Genomic DNA, 16,443 nt, shown 5'->3' on the forward strand with positions numbered 1-16,443 from the left:
TTCAGGCCGCGGCGACGACGGGTTTGACCGCCATGAGCACCGACAGGCGCCAGGCAGCAAAGCTCAGCGCCAGCCCGGCCGCCACGCCCAGCGCGAGGTGCAGCGCGCTGTGGAACAGCAGCGGCGCCACCAGGCCCGAAACCAGCGCGAATGACATCATCTGAATGAAGCCGATCATCGACGAGGCCAGGCCGCGGTTATCCGGGAACAGCCCCAGCGCGGTGATCTGGATCGCCGGCATGGCAACCGACAGGCCGAACGTGTAGACAAACAGCGGCAGCACGGCCCACGGTACGGCGGCGGTGAACACCGCGTTGTAGCCGACATTGAAGGCCGCGCCCAGCGCCATCACGCCAAAGCCCAGCCACATCATGCGGGTCGGCGTGCTTTTGTGCGCGTGCTTGCCGCCCCATGCGGAGCCAACCACCATGCCGCCGACGAGCGGGATGAACATCCAGGCAAACGCCGTCTCGGGCAGGCCCAGGATGACCATCACGAAGTTCGAGGCCGAGCCGATGTACAACGACAGGCCCGAAAACGCGAGGCCCAGCGCCAGCGAGAGCAGCACGAACTGCGGATGGCGCAGCACCTTGATGTAGTTGCGGCCGATGGTCCCTGGATGGAACACCTGGCGCTTTTCACGGGGCAGGCTCTCGGGCAGGAACTTCAGGCACACGAGGATCAGCAGCGCGCCGAACACCGCCAGGAACACGAACGACGAGCGCCAGCCAAAGGTGACGTGCAGCCAGCCACCCAGGACCGGCGCGATCGCCGGCGCGAGGCCGAACACCATCATGATGTGCGACATCATGCGCTGCGCCTGCGCGCCCGAGAAGCGGTCCTGCACGATGGCTTGGCCGATCACCGAACCCGCGCCGGCCGACAGCCCCTGCAACGCGCGAAACACGAGCAGCCAGCCAAAGCTCGGCGCCCATGCCGCGCCAATCGAGGCCAGCGTGTAGACGGTCAGCGCGGTCAGGATCACCGGACGGCGGCCGAACGAATCGGACAGCGTCCCGTAGAACAGCATCATGAACGCAAACGTGAACAGGAACACGCTCAGCGTCTGCTGCACCGCGACCGGTCCGACCGCGAATTCGGCGCCGATGGCCGGCATCGACGGCAGGTAGGTGTCGATGGCCAGGGCCCCGATCATGCCGAGGCAGGCGAGGATGACGGTGAGGAGTTTTTGCATGGACGGCGCTTTCGGAAGACCTGCCGGCGCTGCACGGTGCGCGATGCACGATGCATGGGGCCGGATGACGGGCATTGGAGGGCTGCGATTGTAATCGATTTCGGCCTTCCCGATCTGCCGCCGCCCTGTTTTCAGCGGGTGTGCAGCGCCATGCCGAAACGCTCGAAACGGGGCTTCCAGTCGTGCTGGTAGTTGGCAGAAACCAGGATGCGTTCGGCGCGGCCAAGCAACTTTGCACGCGGCACCAGGCCGATGACGCGCGAGTCGGCGCTGTTGTTGCGGTTATCGCCGAGCATCAGGTACTGACTGGGCGGTATGCGCATCAGCGCGATGTCACGCAACGCGGGCACGCCAGGGAGCAGTTGTACGCGCTGATGCGCGCCGCCCACGGATTCGCTGAGCCGGACGGCATCGACCTCGCGGCCCCAGGCGGACTCGCGTGCGGTCCCCGCCAAGCCGTAGGCAGCCTCTTCCCCATTGATGCTCAGGCGGTCATTGCGCATCTCGACCAGGTCGCCCGGCAACGCCAGCACACGCTTGATCAGGCGCGTGCCGTCGCGCGGCGAATAGAACACGACCACGTCGCCGCGGGCAGGATCCCCGAGGTGCGCCACTTGCCGTTCAGTCAGTGGTATCTTGAGGTCGTATGCCAGCCGGTTGATGAACACGACGTCGCCCTCGAGCAGATTGGGCCGCATCGACCCGGATGGAATCGGGCTCCAGTCGGCGATCGCGGTGCGAAACACGCCGAACAGCAGCAGAAACAGCAGAAAACCTTTGTTGGCGCGGATGAGTTTGGTCACGGACTGCTCCTGATTGGGTGATGGAGCCATCAATGGTAAATGTCGATCAACCGTCGATGCTTAGCCTTTCATTAACAACGCAATCCTGACAGCAGTGTCACCACGCTGTCATATTCGACAACTAGACTGATTGCGGGACGACTACGACCGCAGACCATGGATATGAAGAAAAAGGCCACCGAGGCTGACTTGAAACAATTTTCCGACGGCAGCGCCTATTTGAATCGCGAGCTGTCGCTGCTCGAATTCAATCGCCGCGTGCTGGCGCAGGCGGAAGACCCCACCGTACCGCTGCTCGAGCGCCTGCGCTTTTTGTGCATCGTCGCGAGCAACCTGGACGAATTCTTCGAAGTGCGCGTGGCCAGCCTGCTCGCCACCTACCAGATCGACCGCAACGACAGCGAATTGCCCGAGACCTTGGCCGCCGACCTCGAACGCGCGAGCGCCGAGTGCCGCCACCTGATCGCGCGCCAGTACGCGCTGTTCAATGACGAGATCCTGCCGCAGCTGTCCGGGCAAGGCATCCACCTCCTGCACCGCAGTGAACGCAATGCGGCCCAGCGCGCGTGGGTCAAGCAGTACTTCGACCGCGAAGTGCGCCCGCTGCTCACGCCCATTGGCCTCGATCCGGCGCACCCGTTCCCGCGCGTGATCAACAAGAGCCTGAACTTCATCGTTGAACTGAGTGGCAAGGATGCGTTCGGGCGCGGCTCGGGGATCGCCATCATGAAGGCGCCGCGCGTGCTGCCGCGCGTGATCCGCCTGCCGGACGACCTGTCGGACAAGCCGGGCACCTCGTACTGCCTGCTGTCGTCGGTGATCCAGTCGCACATGGCCGAGCTGTTCACGGGCCGCGAAGTCGTCTCGTACTCGCAGTTCCGCGTCACGCGCAACAGCGACCTGTGGGTGGATGAAGAGGAAGTGAAAAACCTGCGCCAGGCGCTCCAGAGCGAGCTGCATGGCCGCCAGTACGGCTTTGCCGTGCGCCTCGAAGTGGGCCGCTCATGCCCGGCGCACCTGGCCGATTTTTTGCTCAACCAGTTCCACATCGACCGCAGCCGGCTGTTCCCGGTCGACGGCCCGGTGAACCTGGGGCGCCTGCTCGAAATCGTCAACCAGCATGACCAGCCCGAGCTCAAGTTTCCGTCGTATGTGTCGGGCTATCCGGGCAAGCTGTCGGGCGCCGACATGTTTGCCGCGCTGCGCAAGCAAGACGCGCTGCTGCACCACCCGTTCGAATCGTTCCAGCCGGTGATCAACTTCATCCAGTGCGCAGCGGCCGATCCCAACGTGGTGGCGATCAAGCAGACCATCTACCGTGCGGGCAGCAATTCCGAACTGGTCGAGGCCTTGATCACGGCGGCTGAACGGGGCAAGGAAGTCACCGTCATCGTCGAACTGATGGCGCGCTTCGATGAAGAAGCCAATATCAACTGGGCCGAAAAGCTCGAGAAGGCTGGCGCCCAGGTCGTGTACGGCGTGGTTGGTCTGAAGACGCACGCCAAGATGGCACTCGTGCTGCGGCGCGAACCGAGTGGCCTGCGCCGTTACGCGCACCTCGGCACCGGCAACTACAACCCCACCACCGCCCGGTTCTACACCGACTTTGGCCTCCTCACGTCCGACGAGGATCTGACCTCGGACGTCAACGAAGTCTTCATCCACCTGACCAGCATGACGCGGCCCAAGCAGCTGGCCAGCATCTGGCTGGCGCCGTTCTCGCTGCACAAGGAAATCGTGCGCGCGATCCGCAACGAGACCGAGCTGGCGAAACAGGGCAAGCCGGGACGCATCATCGCCAAGATGAATTCCCTGACCGACGAATCGGTGATCAAGGCGCTGTACGACGCCTCGTGCGTGGGCGTGAAGATCGATTTGATCATCCGCGGCGCCTGCGCGCTGCGCCCGGGCGTCGAAGGCCTGTCCGAGAACATCAAGGTGCGCTCGATCGTCGGGCGTTTTCTCGAGCACACGCGGATCTATTACTTCCGCAACGACCTGAAACACGATACGTACCTGAGCAGCGCCGACTGGATGAACCGCAATCTGTTCCGCCGGGTCGAGGTGGCATTCCCGATCCGCGCGCCGCTGCTCAAGCGCCGCATCATGCGCGAAGGCTTGCTGCCCTACCTGAAGGACAATGTGAATGCCTGGGAACTGGGTAGCGATGGCCGCTACCGCCGCCGCCGGCCACGCGGCAAGCAGGTTGGCTTCAGCGCGCAGCAGGCGCTGATGGACATGCTCGGCGCCGAGAGCGCCCCCAACAAGGAAATCGACAATGGAACTGATCCTCTGGCGCCACGCTGAAGCCGAACCAGGCTCGCTTGAACTGGCCGACGAACACCGCGCGCTCACACCGAAAGGCCAGCGCCACGCCGCCCGCATGGGTGCGTGGCTGGAGCGCAAACTGCCGGCCGACTGCCGCATCCTGGTCAGCGCCGCCACGCGCTGCGTGCAGACGGCCGACGCGCTGGGGCGGCGTTACAAGGTGGTGGAAGCATTGAGCACGGCGTCGAGCGCGGAAGCGATCATCGAGGCCTGCGGCTGGCCAACGCACCGCCAGCCGGTGCTGGTGGTCGGTCACCAGCCGCTGCTGGGTGACGTGGCCTCGCTGTTATTGTGCGGGCAGAAGCAGGACTGGCGCATCCGCAAGGGCGGCGTGTTCTGGATCGAGCACAAGGCCAGCGATGGCATGCCGTACATCCGGCTCGTCGCCGGACCGGATGTGATTGGCAAGCTGCGTTAAACCTGGCGCACCTGGAACGGGACGCCGACCTCGCTCCAGGCCTGCACTTCTTTCTCGAGCCATGGCGCGAGCGTCGGGTGCTTGCGCATCAGCTCCGCCGGCAGATCGAGGTCGATGCGGGCTTTCATGCGCAGGCGCAGGCCGGCGATATCGTCGTCGGCGCGTGCGTGCATCAGCACGATCGCCAGGCGCAGCGCCAGTACGGCCTTGGCCAGGTCAGCCTCCACCAGCGTTTCGCGGATCTTGCGCAGATTGCCTTTCTGGCCCAGCACGAGCGTCGACAGCATGCGCTGCTCGCGCGTCGTGAAGCCACCCAGATCAGCGTGTTCGACGATGTAGGCGCCATGCTTGTGCGCGCCGCTCATCGAGATCGCCAGGCCGATTTCGTGCAGCATCGCAGCCCAGGCCAGGTACGGCCGGTGCGTCTCGCCCTGCGGCTGCAGGCGTTCGAACAGCTGCGTCGCGATGCCCACGGTGCGCAGCGCGCGCCCGCTGTCGACGCGGAAGCGTCCCATGCAGGCGCGGATCGCGGCGTCGCGCCGGTCGCGCCGGTTCGCGCGCAGTTCGAGATCGGACAGCACGCCCAGGCGCAGGCCCGCATTGATGGCCGTGAGCCGCTCGACCTTCAGCTCCTGCATCGCGCCGATCAGCACCGTCAGGCCGCCGACCATCACGGGCACGCGCTCGCGCTTGACACCCGGTAGCACGAAGGCATCCACGTGACCCAGGTCGAGCAGGATGGCGCGCAGTGCCTGCAGGCTGTGCTGCGAGACCGTGCCGTCGCCGATGGCGTTACGCGAGATGACTTCGGAAATCGCCCGCATCGTGCCCGACGAGCCGTAAGCGGTGTCCCAGCCCTTGGCGTGGTACAGAGAGGCGGCGTCTTCGAAGCGCGCGCGCGCGGCCGTGACGGCGGCGTCGAAATTGTGCGCGGTGATGCGGCCATCCGGGAAATACGCCAGTGTTTGCGGCTGGGTGCCGATGCCGAAGGATTCCACCAATTGAATGTCGCCCCCGGTGCCGGCGATGACCTCGGTCGAGCCGCCGCCGATGTCGATCACCAGGCGCCGCTCGTCGTGGCGCTCGATCGCGCGCGCCACGCCCATGTAGATCAGGCGCCCTTCTTCCTCGCCCGAGATGATATCGATCGGATGCCCGATCGCGTTCTCGGCCAGCGGCAGCAGCAGGTCGGCGTTTTTCGCCACGCGCATCGTGTTGGTGGCGACCACGCGCATGGCGTCGAGCTGGTATTCATCGAGGATCTTGCGGAACTCTTGCAGGCAGTGGATCGCGCTGCGCATTGCCGCTTCGCTGAGCATATTGTCGGCATCGAGACCGGCCGCCAGGCGGATCGGATTGCGCGCGGTGCGCACGATGTGGATGCGGCCACCGGCTGGCTCGCCGATGTGGAGGCGGAAGCTGTTGGACCCGAGGTCGACTGCTGCAAACATGAGGCCCTTTCGATGATGACCGGATGCCTGGGCGGCAAGGCGCCGCAGCAGGTATCCTCAAGGGACCGAGTATACAGCCTGTGCCGGTGTGCGCCTAGAGCGCGCTGCGCTGCGCTGGCGTGCGGCGCATGCCGAACCAGAAGCCCAGCAGGCAGGGGATGCCGAGGGCGACGGCCGAGACGGCATCCCAGATGCCGTCGCCCAGCAGCGCCGAGATCAGGCCAATGGTGGTGAGGATGCCGAGCACGATGGGCGCGCCCCAGATTTGTGATGGTGTGCGGATCATGAGCGTTCTCCGGTGAGTGTTGGCGTTGCCGGTAGCGGGTGCGCGTGCGCCGCGACCTTGGTGGTGGCGTTGCCCGTCTTGCCGCGCTTGAGCCACAGGTACAGGCCCGTGCCCAGCAGGATGATGGTGGCGATGTCGAGCAGCGCCCACAACAGCTTCATCGCCTGTCCCCCATAGTCGCCGAAGTGCAGCGGCTGCGAGACCAGCAGGGCTTTCAGATACCACGGCAGCACCGGTGCGTCAGTCAGCTGGCCCGTGTTCGCGTCGACCAGCACCGGCCGGTACATGCGCGAGCTGAAGGCTTCGTTGCCGTTCATGTAGATGCCGTAGTGATGTTCGCTGCTGAAATCGGTGCCCGGAAACGCGACGAAGGCCACACGCATGCCCGGCAGCGCCGCCTTGGCCGTCTCGATCGCATCGTGCACCGACGCGGTGTGCGGCAGCGGCTTCTTGCCTTCGTACTGCTTGAGGATCTGCGCCAGCTCGTTCTTCTGGTAGTACTTGTACATCAGGTCGGCCCAGGTATTGATCATCCCGGTACCGCCGACGACGAACAGCCAGACCAGCGTGACGATGCCCAGCATATTGTGCATGTCGAGCCACTTCAGACGCGCGCTGCGCTCCTTGCGCACGGTGCCGAAATCGAGCTTGCGCATGAACGGCGCATACAGCACGACGCCACTGACGATGGCCACCAGCAGCAGCAAGGCCATGAAGCCCAGGAACAGCATTCCGGGCAGGCCCATGAACAGGTCGACGTGCAGCGCCAGCATCGTCGACATGAAGACGCCGCCCTCGAACGCCGGCTCGGTGATCACTTTCGTGGTGCGTGCATCGACCGCGATCGGCTTGTAGTTCGGATCGTGCATGTGGTCGGCCAGCGTGACGTTCCAGATCTCGGGCACGTCGGCTTCCTGCGAGATGAACATCGGCTTCTTGGCCGGGTACAGCTCCTTGGCCGACGCGATCACGGCGTCGACATTCCCCTGCGGCATTGGGCTCGACAGCACGGGCGGCTCCACCTCGGTACCGAGCAGGTGGCCGATTTCGTGGTGGTAGATCAGCGGCAGACCGGTCAGGCACAGCAGCAGCATGAAGATGGTGCAGATCAGGCTGCTCCACTTGTGGATCCAGCCCCAGCGGCGCAGGGAGACGGGTGACATGATGGTTGCGCTTGCCTATGGCAAAAATCGTTGAGTCCAGAATAATAATCGTTCTCATTTACATTTGCAAGGCGCGAGGATAGAATGCGCGCTACCCTATTCACCCAGACTGCATCACATGAACACTCGCCGTTTCGCCCTGACCCCGGCCGCATTCGCCGCCGCCCTCCTCGCTGCAGGTACCGCATTCGCCCAGGACGGCGCGCCGGCCACGGACGACAGCGCCGTGCCGACCGTCGTCATCAGCGCGTCGGCCGACGCATCGGCCCAGGGCCTGCCGGCTGTCTATGCGGGCGGCCAGGTCGCGCGCGGCGGCCGTCTGGGCCTGCTGGGCAACGTCGACATCATGGACACGCCGTTCAACAGCACCAACTACACGCATGCGCTGATCCAGGACCAGCAGGCGCGCAGCGTGGCCGACGTCGTCCAGAACGACCCGTCGGTGCGCGTGGCGCGCGGCTTCGGTAACTACCAGGAGCTGTACATGATCCGTGGCTTCGCGGTGGGCTCGGACGACACCGCGTACAACGGCCTGTATGGCCTGCTGCCACGCCAGTTCGTCGCGACCGAACTGGTCGAACGCGTTGAAGTGCTGCGCGGCGCCCACAGCTTCATCAACGGCGCGGCCCCTGCCGGCGGCAGCATCGGCGGCTCGATCAACCTGCTGCCCAAGCGCGCGCCGAATCAGGACCTGAGCGAAGTCACGCTCGGCGTCGAGACGGGCGGCCAGGGTTACGGCGCCATCGACCTGGGTCGCCGCTTCGGGCCGGAAAGCCGCGCCGGCGTGCGCGTCAACGTCGCGCACCGCAAGGGCGACACCGCGGTCGATCGCGAAGGCCGTGAACTGAGCGTGTATTCGCTGGGCGTCGATTACCGTGGCCGGGGCTTCCGCCTGTCGGCCGACATCGGCGCGCAGGACCACGAACTGACCAACGCACGCCCGAGCGTGACGCTGGGCGCGACCACCCCGATGATTGCGGCGCCAAGCGCCGACCGCAACTTCGCGCAGCCATGGACCATCTCGGAAGAGCGTCACACCTTTGGCACCGTGCGCGCCGAAGCCGACCTGGCCGGCGGCGCCGTCGCCTGGGCCGCGCTGGGCGCGCGCAGCGGCCAGGAATACAACATCCTGTCCTCGATCACGGTCAACAACGCCAATGGCGACGGCACCATGAGCCGCTTCGACAATATCCGCAAGGACCAGGTGCGGACCGGTGAAGTGGGCGTGCGCGGCGCGCTGCGCACCGGCTTCATCAAGCACATGCTCAGCGCTTCGGCCTCGGGCTTCCACAGCGAGTCGCGCAACGCCTACGGCCTGAGCGACTTCGCCGGCTTCGCGTCCAACGTCTACATGCCGCGTGATGTGGCAGCGCCATCGTCATCGTTCTTCACGGGCGGCGACATGGGCAATCCCCTCGTGACGTCCAAGGCAATCCTGTCGAGCCTGGCAATCGCCGACACGCTGTCGCTGCTGGACGACAAGGTGCTGGTCAACCTGGGCCTGCGCCACCAGCGCCTCAAGGACTACGGCTACGACTATGGCACCGGCCTGGAAAACTCGGCCTACGAGGCCAGCGAGAACACCCCGTTCGCCGCCGTTGTCTACAAGCCGCGCAAGGACCTGTCGGTGTATGCCAACTACAGCGAAGGCTTGCAGCGCGGCGCGGTTGCCTCGGGCACCGAGATCATCAACCAGGGCCAGGTCTTCGCGCCGTATGTGTCGCGCCAGCGCGAAGCAGGCGTGAAGTTCGACAGCGGCCGCTATGGCGTGACCGCCGCCGTGTTCTCGACCAGCCAGCCGAGCGGCTATGTGCAGAACCGCGTGTTCGGCGTGTTCGGCGAGCAGCGTAATCGCGGCCTGGAGCTGTCGGTGTTCGGCAATCCGGTGCGCGGCCTGCGCGTACTTGGTGGCCTGACGCTGATCGATGCCGAACAGCGCGTCACGGCCGGCGGCATCAACCAGGGCAAGGATGCGATCGGCGTACCGGAAACGCAGCTGAACATCGGCGCCGACTGGGACGTGCCGGGTGTGCAGGGCCTGGCACTGAACGCCCGCACCGTCTACACGGCGACCCAGTACGCCGACGGCGCCAACACCCAGAAGCTGCCGTCGTGGACCCGCGTCGACCTGGGCGCAACGTACCGCACGACCTTCATGGACCGTGACCTGACGCTGCGCGCCCGCGTGGACAACGTCGCCGACAAGAACTACTGGGCCTCGGCCGGTGGCTATCCGGGTTCGGGTTACCTGGTGCTGGCGGCGCCGCGCACCGTGGCGGTATCGGCGACGGTCGGCTTCTAAGCTGATGTTTTAATCATCGCTGCGCCTTGACGATCTGCAGGGCGCTGGCGATGGCGGTGCTGATGTCGCCCATATTCGCGGGCACGATCAGCGTGTTGTTGGTTTTGGCCAGGTTGGCAAAGGCATCCACATAATGTTCGGCCACGCGCAGGCTGACGGCGTCCATCCCGCCCGGTGACTGGATCGCATCGCCCACCTGGCGCAGCGCCGAGGCGCTGGCTTCGGCCAGCGCGACAATCGCCGTCGCCTCGCCCATCGCGCGGTTGATGGCGGCCTGCTTCTCTCCTTCCGAGCGCGCAATCGACGCCTCGCGCTCACCGCTGGCGATATTGATCTGCTCCTGGCGCCGGCCCTCCGACGCCGCGATCAGCGCGCGCTTTTCGCGTTCGGCCGTGATCTGGGCCTGCATCGCATGCAGGATCTCAGCCGGTGGCGTCAGGTCCTTGATCTCGTAACGCAGCACCTTGACGCCCCAGTTGGCGGCCGATTCGTCGATCGCATTGACGATGTGGGTGTTGATATGGTCACGCTCTTCGAACGTTTTATCGAGTTCCATCTTGCCGATCACCGAGCGCAGCGTGGTCTGGGCCAGTTGCGTGATCGCCTGCAGGTAGTTCGATGAGCCGTACGACGCGCGCATCGCATCGGTGACCTGGAAGTACAGGATGCCGTCGACCTGCAACTGCGTGTTGTCGCGCGTGATGCAGACCTGCGGCGGGACGTCGAGCGGGATTTCCTTGAGACTGTGTTTGTAGGCGACGCGGTCGACGAACGGCACGACGATGTTCAGGCCCGGCGCCAGCGTGGCGTGGTATTTGCCGAGGCGCTCGACGACCCAGGCATTCTGTTGCGGCACGACGTTGATGGTCTTGAAGACGAAGACCAGCGCGATGACGAAGATGATCAGTGCGACGATGCTGAGGGTCGATTCCATGGGGCTCCCTTTGAGGTTGGTGTAGATCCGGATTGGATGGGACGGGGCAGCATCACTGCCGTGCCACGATGAGGCGATTGCCCTGCACTTCGACGATTTCGTGTTCGCCCGGCTGCGCGTCCTGGCCGGGCTGCAGTTCGACGTCCCACAACGCGCCGCGGTACATCACGCGGGCACGCCCGCCATGCCACTGCGGCACGCTGACGCGCTGGCCGATGTCGAGGTTGATGCTCGGGTCATTCGCCGCCGGGCGCCGGCCGCTGCGGGCAAAGCGCGTGCGGCGCAGGACCAGCGTTGCCGCGATCCCGATTGCCGCCGCGACGAGCGTCTGCAGCGCGCCGCTCGCGCCCAGCCAGGCAGCGAGCGCGCCGAACACGAGGCCGAGCGCGATCATCAGCAGATAGAACGTGCCGATGAACAGCTCCGCCACAATCAGTATGCCGGCCCCGATCAGCCAGTAGGTCCAGTCGGCCATGGTGTGTCTCCTTTTTATTGTGGTGAAAAAAAACCCCCGCTACCCGAAATGGATAGCGGGGGCCTCGCGAGCACCGGGTGCCCGCGCTTGCTTACATCTTCGCCAGCTTCTGCCAGGTGTCGATCACCGAGTCAGGATTGAGCGACATCGACTCGATGCCCTCTTCCACCAGCCACTGCGCGAAATCAGGATTGTCCGATGGACCCTGGCCGCAGATGCCGATGTACTTGCCCTTGGCGCGGCAGGCCTTGATCGCCATCGACAGCAGTGCCTTGACGGCCGGATCGCGCTCGTCGAAGTCCTTGGCCAGCAGCTCCATGCCGGAGTCGCGGTCCAGGCCCAGCGTGAGCTGGGTCAGGTCGTTCGAACCGATCGAGAAGCCGTCGAAGAACTCGAGGAACTGCTCGGCCAGGATCGCGTTGGATGGCACTTCGCACATCATGATCAGGCGCAGGCCGTTCTCGCCACGCACCAGGCCATTCTTGGCGAGCAGGTTCACGACTGCCTCGGCCTGGCCGAGCGTGCGCACGAACGGGATCATCAGCTCGACGTTGGTCAGGCCCATCTCGTTACGCACGCGCTTCATGGCCGTGCACTCCATCGCGAACGATTCGGCGAAATCGTCGGCCAGGTAGCGCGCCGCGCCGCGGAAGCCCAGCATCGGGTTTTCTTCGTCCGGCTCGTAGCGCGAACCGCCGATCAGCTTCTTGTACTCGTTCGACTTGAAGTCGGACAGGCGCACGATGACCGGCTTTGGCCAGAACGCCGCAGCGATCGTCGAGACACCTTCGACCAGCTTGTCGACGTAGAAGGCGCGTGGCGAAGCGTGGCCACGGGCGACCGATTCAACAGCCTTTTTCAGGTCGGCGTCGATGTTCGGGTACTCGAGAATCGCCTTCGGGTGCACGCCGATATTGTTGTTGATGATGAACTCGACGCGCGCCAGGCCCACGCCGCTGTTCGGCACCGACTGGAAGTCGAAGGCCAGTTGCGGGTTGCCGACGTTGAGCATGATCTTGGTCTTGATCGGTGGCAGTTCGCCACGCGCGACTTCGGTCACTTCGGTTTCCAGCAGGCCGTCGTAGATCATGCCTTCGTCGCCTTCGGCGCACGAGACGGTGACCAGGGTGCCGTCCTTGAGAACGTCGGTCGCGTCGCCACAGCCGACGACGGCCGGCACGCCCAGTTCACGCGCGATGATCGCCGCGTGGCAGGTACGGCCGCCACGGTTTGTGACGATCGCTGCGGCGCGCTTCATGACCGGTTCCCAGTTCGGATCGGTCATGTCGGCCACCAGCACGTCGCCCGGCTGGACGCGGTCCATTTCGGACGGGTCGGTAATCACGCGCACGCGGCCGGCGCCGATCTTCTGGCCGATTGCACGGCCGTGGGTCAGCACGGTGCCGGTGCCCTTCAGGTGGAAGCGCTGCTGCGCGTCGGTCGACTTCTGCTGCGACTTGACGGTCTCGGGACGCGCCTGCAGGATGTACAGCTTGCCGTCGCGGCCATCCTTGCCCCACTCGATGTCCATCGGACGGCCGTAGTGGTTCTCGATGATGACGGCGTACTTGGCCAGTTCGATGATTTCTTCTTCGACCAGCGAATAGCGGTTGCGCATTTCGATCGGCACGTCGACGGTCTTGACCGAGCGGCCGGCCTTGGCTTCGGCGGTGAATTCCATCTTGATCAGCTTGGAGCCGATATTGCGGCGGATGACGGCCGACTTGCCCATCTCGAGCATCGGCTTGTGGACATAGAATTCGTCCGGATTCACGGCGCCCTGCACGACGGTCTCGCCCAGGCCGTAGCTCGACGTGATGAAGACGACGTCCTTGAAGCCCGATTCGGTGTCGATGGTGAACATGACGCCGGCGGCGCCGGTGTCCGAGCGCACCATGCGCTGCACGCCGGCCGACAACGCGACTTCAGCGTGGGTGAAGCCCTTGTGCACGCGGTACGAGATCGCGCGATCGTTGTACAGCGACGCGAAGACGTGCTTCATCGCCTCGAGCACGTTGTCGATGCCGACCACGTTCAGGAACGACTCCTGCTGGCCCGCGAACGACGCATCCGGCAAGTCTTCGGCGGTGGCCGACGAACGCACGGCGAACGAGACTTCGGTTTCCGAGTCGGCAAACAGGCGCTCGTAGAAGTTGCGGATTTCTTGTTCAAGGCGCGGCTGGAACGGCGTGGCGACGATCCATTCACGGATTTCGGCGCCGGCGACGGCCAGCGAACGCACGTCGTCGATGTCGAGGTTGTCGAGGCGGCGCGCAATGCGCTCGCCGAGCGATGCGCCGCCGTCGATGCTGTGATCGAGGAAGTCGCGGAAGGCATCGGCGGTGGTGGCAAAGCCGGTTGGCACGCGCACGCCGGCACCGGCCAGTTGGCTGATCATTTCGCCGAGGGACGCGTTCTTGCCGCCGACCGACTCGACGTCGGTCATGCGCAAGTCTTCGAACGACGCGACGTAGACGCGGTCGGCCTGCCCCGGTTGGATCGCTGCAGTAGCTGGATTGGTCATGATAAAAAACACCTTACTTGATGATGGAAACCTGTGGGTGCATCGGTGCAAGGCGGGGGCGCGATTCGCGTATTCTTGTTATTCTGGCCCGCGTGCAGCACAATGCAAAATCCGTTGCCGAGCATTCTACCCCGCAAGACGGGGATGTGCAGCGCACTTTACATGCAACTCTGTCAGCAAAGCTTAACAAACCGACCATGATCGACGATCCCCAGTCCCTGCCCGCACTGGCGCCGGCCCCGTCCCGCACCGTGTTCTTCGTCTCAGACGGCACCGGCATCACCGCGGAGACGTTCGGTCACGCGGTCCTGAGCCAGTTCGAGATGCGCTTCCGGCAGATTCGCCTGCCCTTCATCGACTCCATCGAAAAAGCGCACGACGCCGCGCGCCGCATCAACGACAGCTTCGCGCTGCACGGCCAGCGCCCGATCGTGTTCTCGACGCTGGTCAAGCACGACCTGTCGAGCGTGATTCGCTCGGCCAAGGGCATGCACATGGACCTGTTCCAGACCTTCGTCGCCCCGCTTGAGCAAGAACTGGACGTCAAGTCGACGCACACGATCGGCCGCATCCACAACGCGGTCGACAGCGAAGAATACAAGAACCGCATTGAAGCCATCAACTTCTCGCTCGCGCACGACGACGGCCAGTCGCACAAGAACCTGGCCGATGCCGATGTGATTCTGGTCGGGGTGTCACGGTCAGGGAAAACGCCGACAAGTCTGTACCTGGCGATGCAATATGGCCTGAAAGCCGCCAACTACCCGCTGATCCCGGACGACTTCGAACGCGGCCGCCTGCCGAGCAACCTGCCGCCGTACAAGGCCAAGCTGTTCGGCCTGACGATCACGCCCGAACGCCTCTCGCAAATCCGCAACGAACGCCGCGCCGGCAGTAAATACGCCTCCATTGAAAACTGCCGCTACGAAGTCAACGAAGCCGAACTCCTGATGCGCCGCGAAGGCATCCGCTGGCTCTCGTCAACAACAAAATCCATCGAAGAAATCGCGACAACGATCCTCCAAGAAATCGCCCCCGACCGCCGCGAATACTGAACAATTAGGGTCAGAGTCGAATTATTGAGCAATTTCTTTTTCATCCCGGCGGATTCTAGCCGGGATAACTTCAACTTGCGCCAGAACTCTTGAATCCCAATTAGGGTCAGAGTCGAATTGTTTGACAACTTTCGAAAACAGAGCGACCTCAATCAGATGAGGTCGCTTTTTTAATGGGAAATTGCCCAATAATTCTACTCTGACCCTAATTGCAAATAACTTGATTAGAACCCAGGAATTAAGCTGGGAGGGCTTGCGCGATAAATCGGAGGTGCCGCCCGGCGATGATCGGCCAAGCGGCTGTCGCAGCATGGCAACGATAGTCCGGCCGACAATTAAAGCGAAGCGGGCTGGCAACGAACAATTAGGGTCAGAGTCGAATTGTTTGACAACTTTCTCGAAAAAAACACCCTTGATAAGATGGGGCTGTAGATTCGCAGATAAATTGCTCAATAATTCTACTCTGACCCTAATTGTTGGAGCTCAGTGGCTTTGTTGCATAAATCAGCAGAGTTCGTAATTCCCCAAACCCCAGGCGGAATTACGGCATGCTCACCGCCATAGTCGTAGGCGTGCCCAACCGGGTGAACCGATTGAGAATGGCGGCACGGACCTGTAGTTCCGCGACCTGACGGTCGAAATCACGTGCCATAACGCGTTCACCGAGCAGCTTGAAACAACGCATCTTGGTCTCGACAAGGCTGCGCCGGTGATAGCCGCTCCACTTCTTCCAGATTTTCCTGCCCAGTAGACGCGTGGCCGCCAGGATGGCGTTGCGGGCTGTGGCGCCTGGGCGCCGATCCTTCCATGGCTTGGCGTTCTTACGAGTTGGAATAACCGCTTGTGCCCCACGTTGCGCGATCGCTTCATGACAGTCTTTGGTGTCGTAGGCACCATCACCGCTGACGCTTGCGACGGTCTCGCTGGCGGGAATTTGGTCGAGCAGGTATGGCAGCATCTGCGCATCGCCTGTGGCGTTGTCGGTCACTTCAATGGCCCGGATTTCCAGCGTGGCCGCATCAATGCCAAGGTGGACCTTACGCCACTGACGACGATAGTCGGTCCCATGTTTTTTGGTCTTCCACTCGCCTTCGCCCAGCATCTTAATGCCCGTGCTGTCGACTAGGAGGTGCAATCCGGTTACAGTCGGCTGCGCTCCGATCGTTACCGGTAGATATTTCTGGCGCCGGCTAACGGTGCTGAAGTCAGGCACCTGCCAGTCCAGGCCAGCGAGCTTGAGCAGGCTTTGCGCCATGCCCATCGCCTGGCGCAGGGCCAGATTGAACAAGCCCTTGATGGTCAGGCAGAACTGGATTGCCGCCTCGCTGTACTTCGGTCGCCGGCCCCGCTTGCCGCTGGCACTGCCGTGCCAGCGCATGTCCTTTTCCAGCCAGATGAGCAGCGAGCCGCGCGCCTTCAGCGCCGTGTTGTAGTCTTTCCAGTTGGTCGTTCGGTACTTTGGTTTTGCTGGGGCAGTCATGCCGTCAGTTTACCCCGCACCCACGCTAG

The 16,443-nt window shown here is 63.8% G+C and carries 14 protein-coding genes; 4 read left to right on the plus strand and 10 right to left on the minus strand.

What is annotated here, in order from left to right; genetic code table 11:
• Position 1 precedes the first annotated feature (1 nt).
• Complete coding sequence (locus AC1MGT_RS01425) at positions 2–1,195, minus strand: multidrug effflux MFS transporter (RefSeq protein ID WP_499502678.1); 1,194 nt, start codon at positions 1,193–1,195, stop codon at positions 2–4.
• A gap of 131 nt (positions 1,196–1,326) precedes the next feature.
• Positions 1,327–1,998, minus strand: a complete 672-nt coding sequence (gene lepB, locus AC1MGT_RS01430) for a signal peptidase I (RefSeq protein WP_499502680.1) — start codon at positions 1,996–1,998, stop codon at positions 1,327–1,329.
• 156 nt (positions 1,999–2,154) lie between these two features.
• Here lepB and ppk1 point away from each other — a divergent pair, with 156 nt between their 5' ends.
• Both ppk1 and AC1MGT_RS01440 read left to right on the plus strand, forming a co-directional pair.
• Positions 2,155–4,305 (plus strand): polyphosphate kinase 1, encoded by a 2,151-nt coding sequence (gene ppk1, locus AC1MGT_RS01435; RefSeq protein ID WP_499502682.1) that lies wholly within the window; start codon positions 2,155–2,157, stop codon positions 4,303–4,305.
• Positions 4,277–4,744 carry a SixA phosphatase family protein gene (locus AC1MGT_RS01440; protein ID WP_499502684.1) on the plus strand — a complete coding sequence of 156 codons (468 nt, stop codon included), beginning with the start codon at positions 4,277–4,279 and terminating at the stop codon, positions 4,742–4,744. The genes ppk1 and AC1MGT_RS01440 overlap by 29 nt, the downstream gene beginning before the upstream one ends.
• Here AC1MGT_RS01440 and AC1MGT_RS01445 read toward each other — a convergent pair.
• The 3 genes from AC1MGT_RS01445 to AC1MGT_RS01455 all read right to left on the minus strand — a co-directional run bounded on the left by AC1MGT_RS01445 (position 4,741) and on the right by AC1MGT_RS01455 (position 7,644).
• Positions 4,741–6,195: a Ppx/GppA phosphatase family protein gene (locus AC1MGT_RS01445; protein WP_499502686.1), complete on the minus strand. Its 1,455-nt coding sequence runs from the start codon at positions 6,193–6,195 to the stop codon at positions 4,741–4,743. The two genes, AC1MGT_RS01440 and AC1MGT_RS01445, sit on opposite strands and share 4 nt — an antisense overlap.
• Before the next feature lie 94 nt (positions 6,196–6,289).
• The gene (locus tag AC1MGT_RS01450; RefSeq protein ID WP_183552938.1) at positions 6,290–6,481 is read right to left on the minus strand and encodes a hypothetical protein; all 192 of its coding nucleotides are present in this window, start codon (positions 6,479–6,481) and stop codon (positions 6,290–6,292) included.
• Positions 6,478–7,644, minus strand: coding sequence for a PepSY-associated TM helix domain-containing protein (locus tag AC1MGT_RS01455; RefSeq protein ID WP_499502688.1), 1,167 nt, complete (start codon positions 7,642–7,644; stop codon positions 6,478–6,480). The genes AC1MGT_RS01450 and AC1MGT_RS01455 overlap by 4 nt, the downstream gene beginning before the upstream one ends.
• A 118-nt stretch (positions 7,645–7,762) precedes the next feature.
• On the opposite strand from AC1MGT_RS01455, the gene AC1MGT_RS01460 reads away from it, so the two are divergent.
• On the plus strand, positions 7,763–9,946 hold the full coding sequence (locus AC1MGT_RS01460) for a TonB-dependent receptor (protein WP_499502690.1): 2,184 nt from the start codon (positions 7,763–7,765) through the stop codon (positions 9,944–9,946).
• Between the two features lie 13 nt (positions 9,947–9,959).
• Here the strand turns inward: AC1MGT_RS01460 and AC1MGT_RS01465 are convergent, their stop codons facing one another.
• The 3 genes from AC1MGT_RS01465 to ppsA all read right to left on the minus strand — a co-directional run bounded on the left by AC1MGT_RS01465 (position 9,960) and on the right by ppsA (position 13,879).
• The gene (locus AC1MGT_RS01465; RefSeq protein WP_499502692.1) at positions 9,960–10,880 is read right to left on the minus strand and encodes an SPFH domain-containing protein; all 921 of its coding nucleotides are present in this window, start codon (positions 10,878–10,880) and stop codon (positions 9,960–9,962) included.
• Between the two features lie 52 nt (positions 10,881–10,932).
• Positions 10,933–11,355, minus strand: coding sequence for an NfeD family protein (locus AC1MGT_RS01470; RefSeq protein ID WP_499502694.1), 423 nt, complete (start codon positions 11,353–11,355; stop codon positions 10,933–10,935).
• A 91-nt stretch (positions 11,356–11,446) separates the two neighbouring features.
• Positions 11,447–13,879: a phosphoenolpyruvate synthase gene (ppsA, locus tag AC1MGT_RS01475; protein ID WP_183552948.1), complete on the minus strand. Its 2,433-nt coding sequence runs from the start codon at positions 13,877–13,879 to the stop codon at positions 11,447–11,449.
• A gap of 197 nt (positions 13,880–14,076) precedes the next feature.
• Between ppsA and ppsR the strand changes: the two genes are divergently transcribed.
• Positions 14,077–14,934: a posphoenolpyruvate synthetase regulatory kinase/phosphorylase PpsR gene (ppsR, locus tag AC1MGT_RS01480; RefSeq protein WP_183552950.1), complete on the plus strand. Its 858-nt coding sequence runs from the start codon at positions 14,077–14,079 to the stop codon at positions 14,932–14,934.
• Positions 14,935–14,955: 21 nt separating this feature from the next.
• On the opposite strand, the gene AC1MGT_RS01485 is transcribed toward ppsR, so the two are convergent.
• A complete protein-coding gene (locus AC1MGT_RS01485) occupies positions 14,956–15,387 on the minus strand; it encodes a hypothetical protein (RefSeq protein ID WP_499502695.1) in 432 nt (143 codons plus the stop codon).
• Positions 15,388–15,475: 88 nt separating this feature from the next.
• Positions 15,476–16,414 carry an IS5 family transposase gene (locus tag AC1MGT_RS01490; RefSeq protein WP_499501859.1) on the minus strand — a complete coding sequence of 313 codons (939 nt, stop codon included), beginning with the start codon at positions 16,412–16,414 and terminating at the stop codon, positions 15,476–15,478.
• Positions 16,415–16,443 lie beyond the last annotated feature (29 nt).

Source organism: Telluria sp. BA11 (assembly GCF_056680305.1).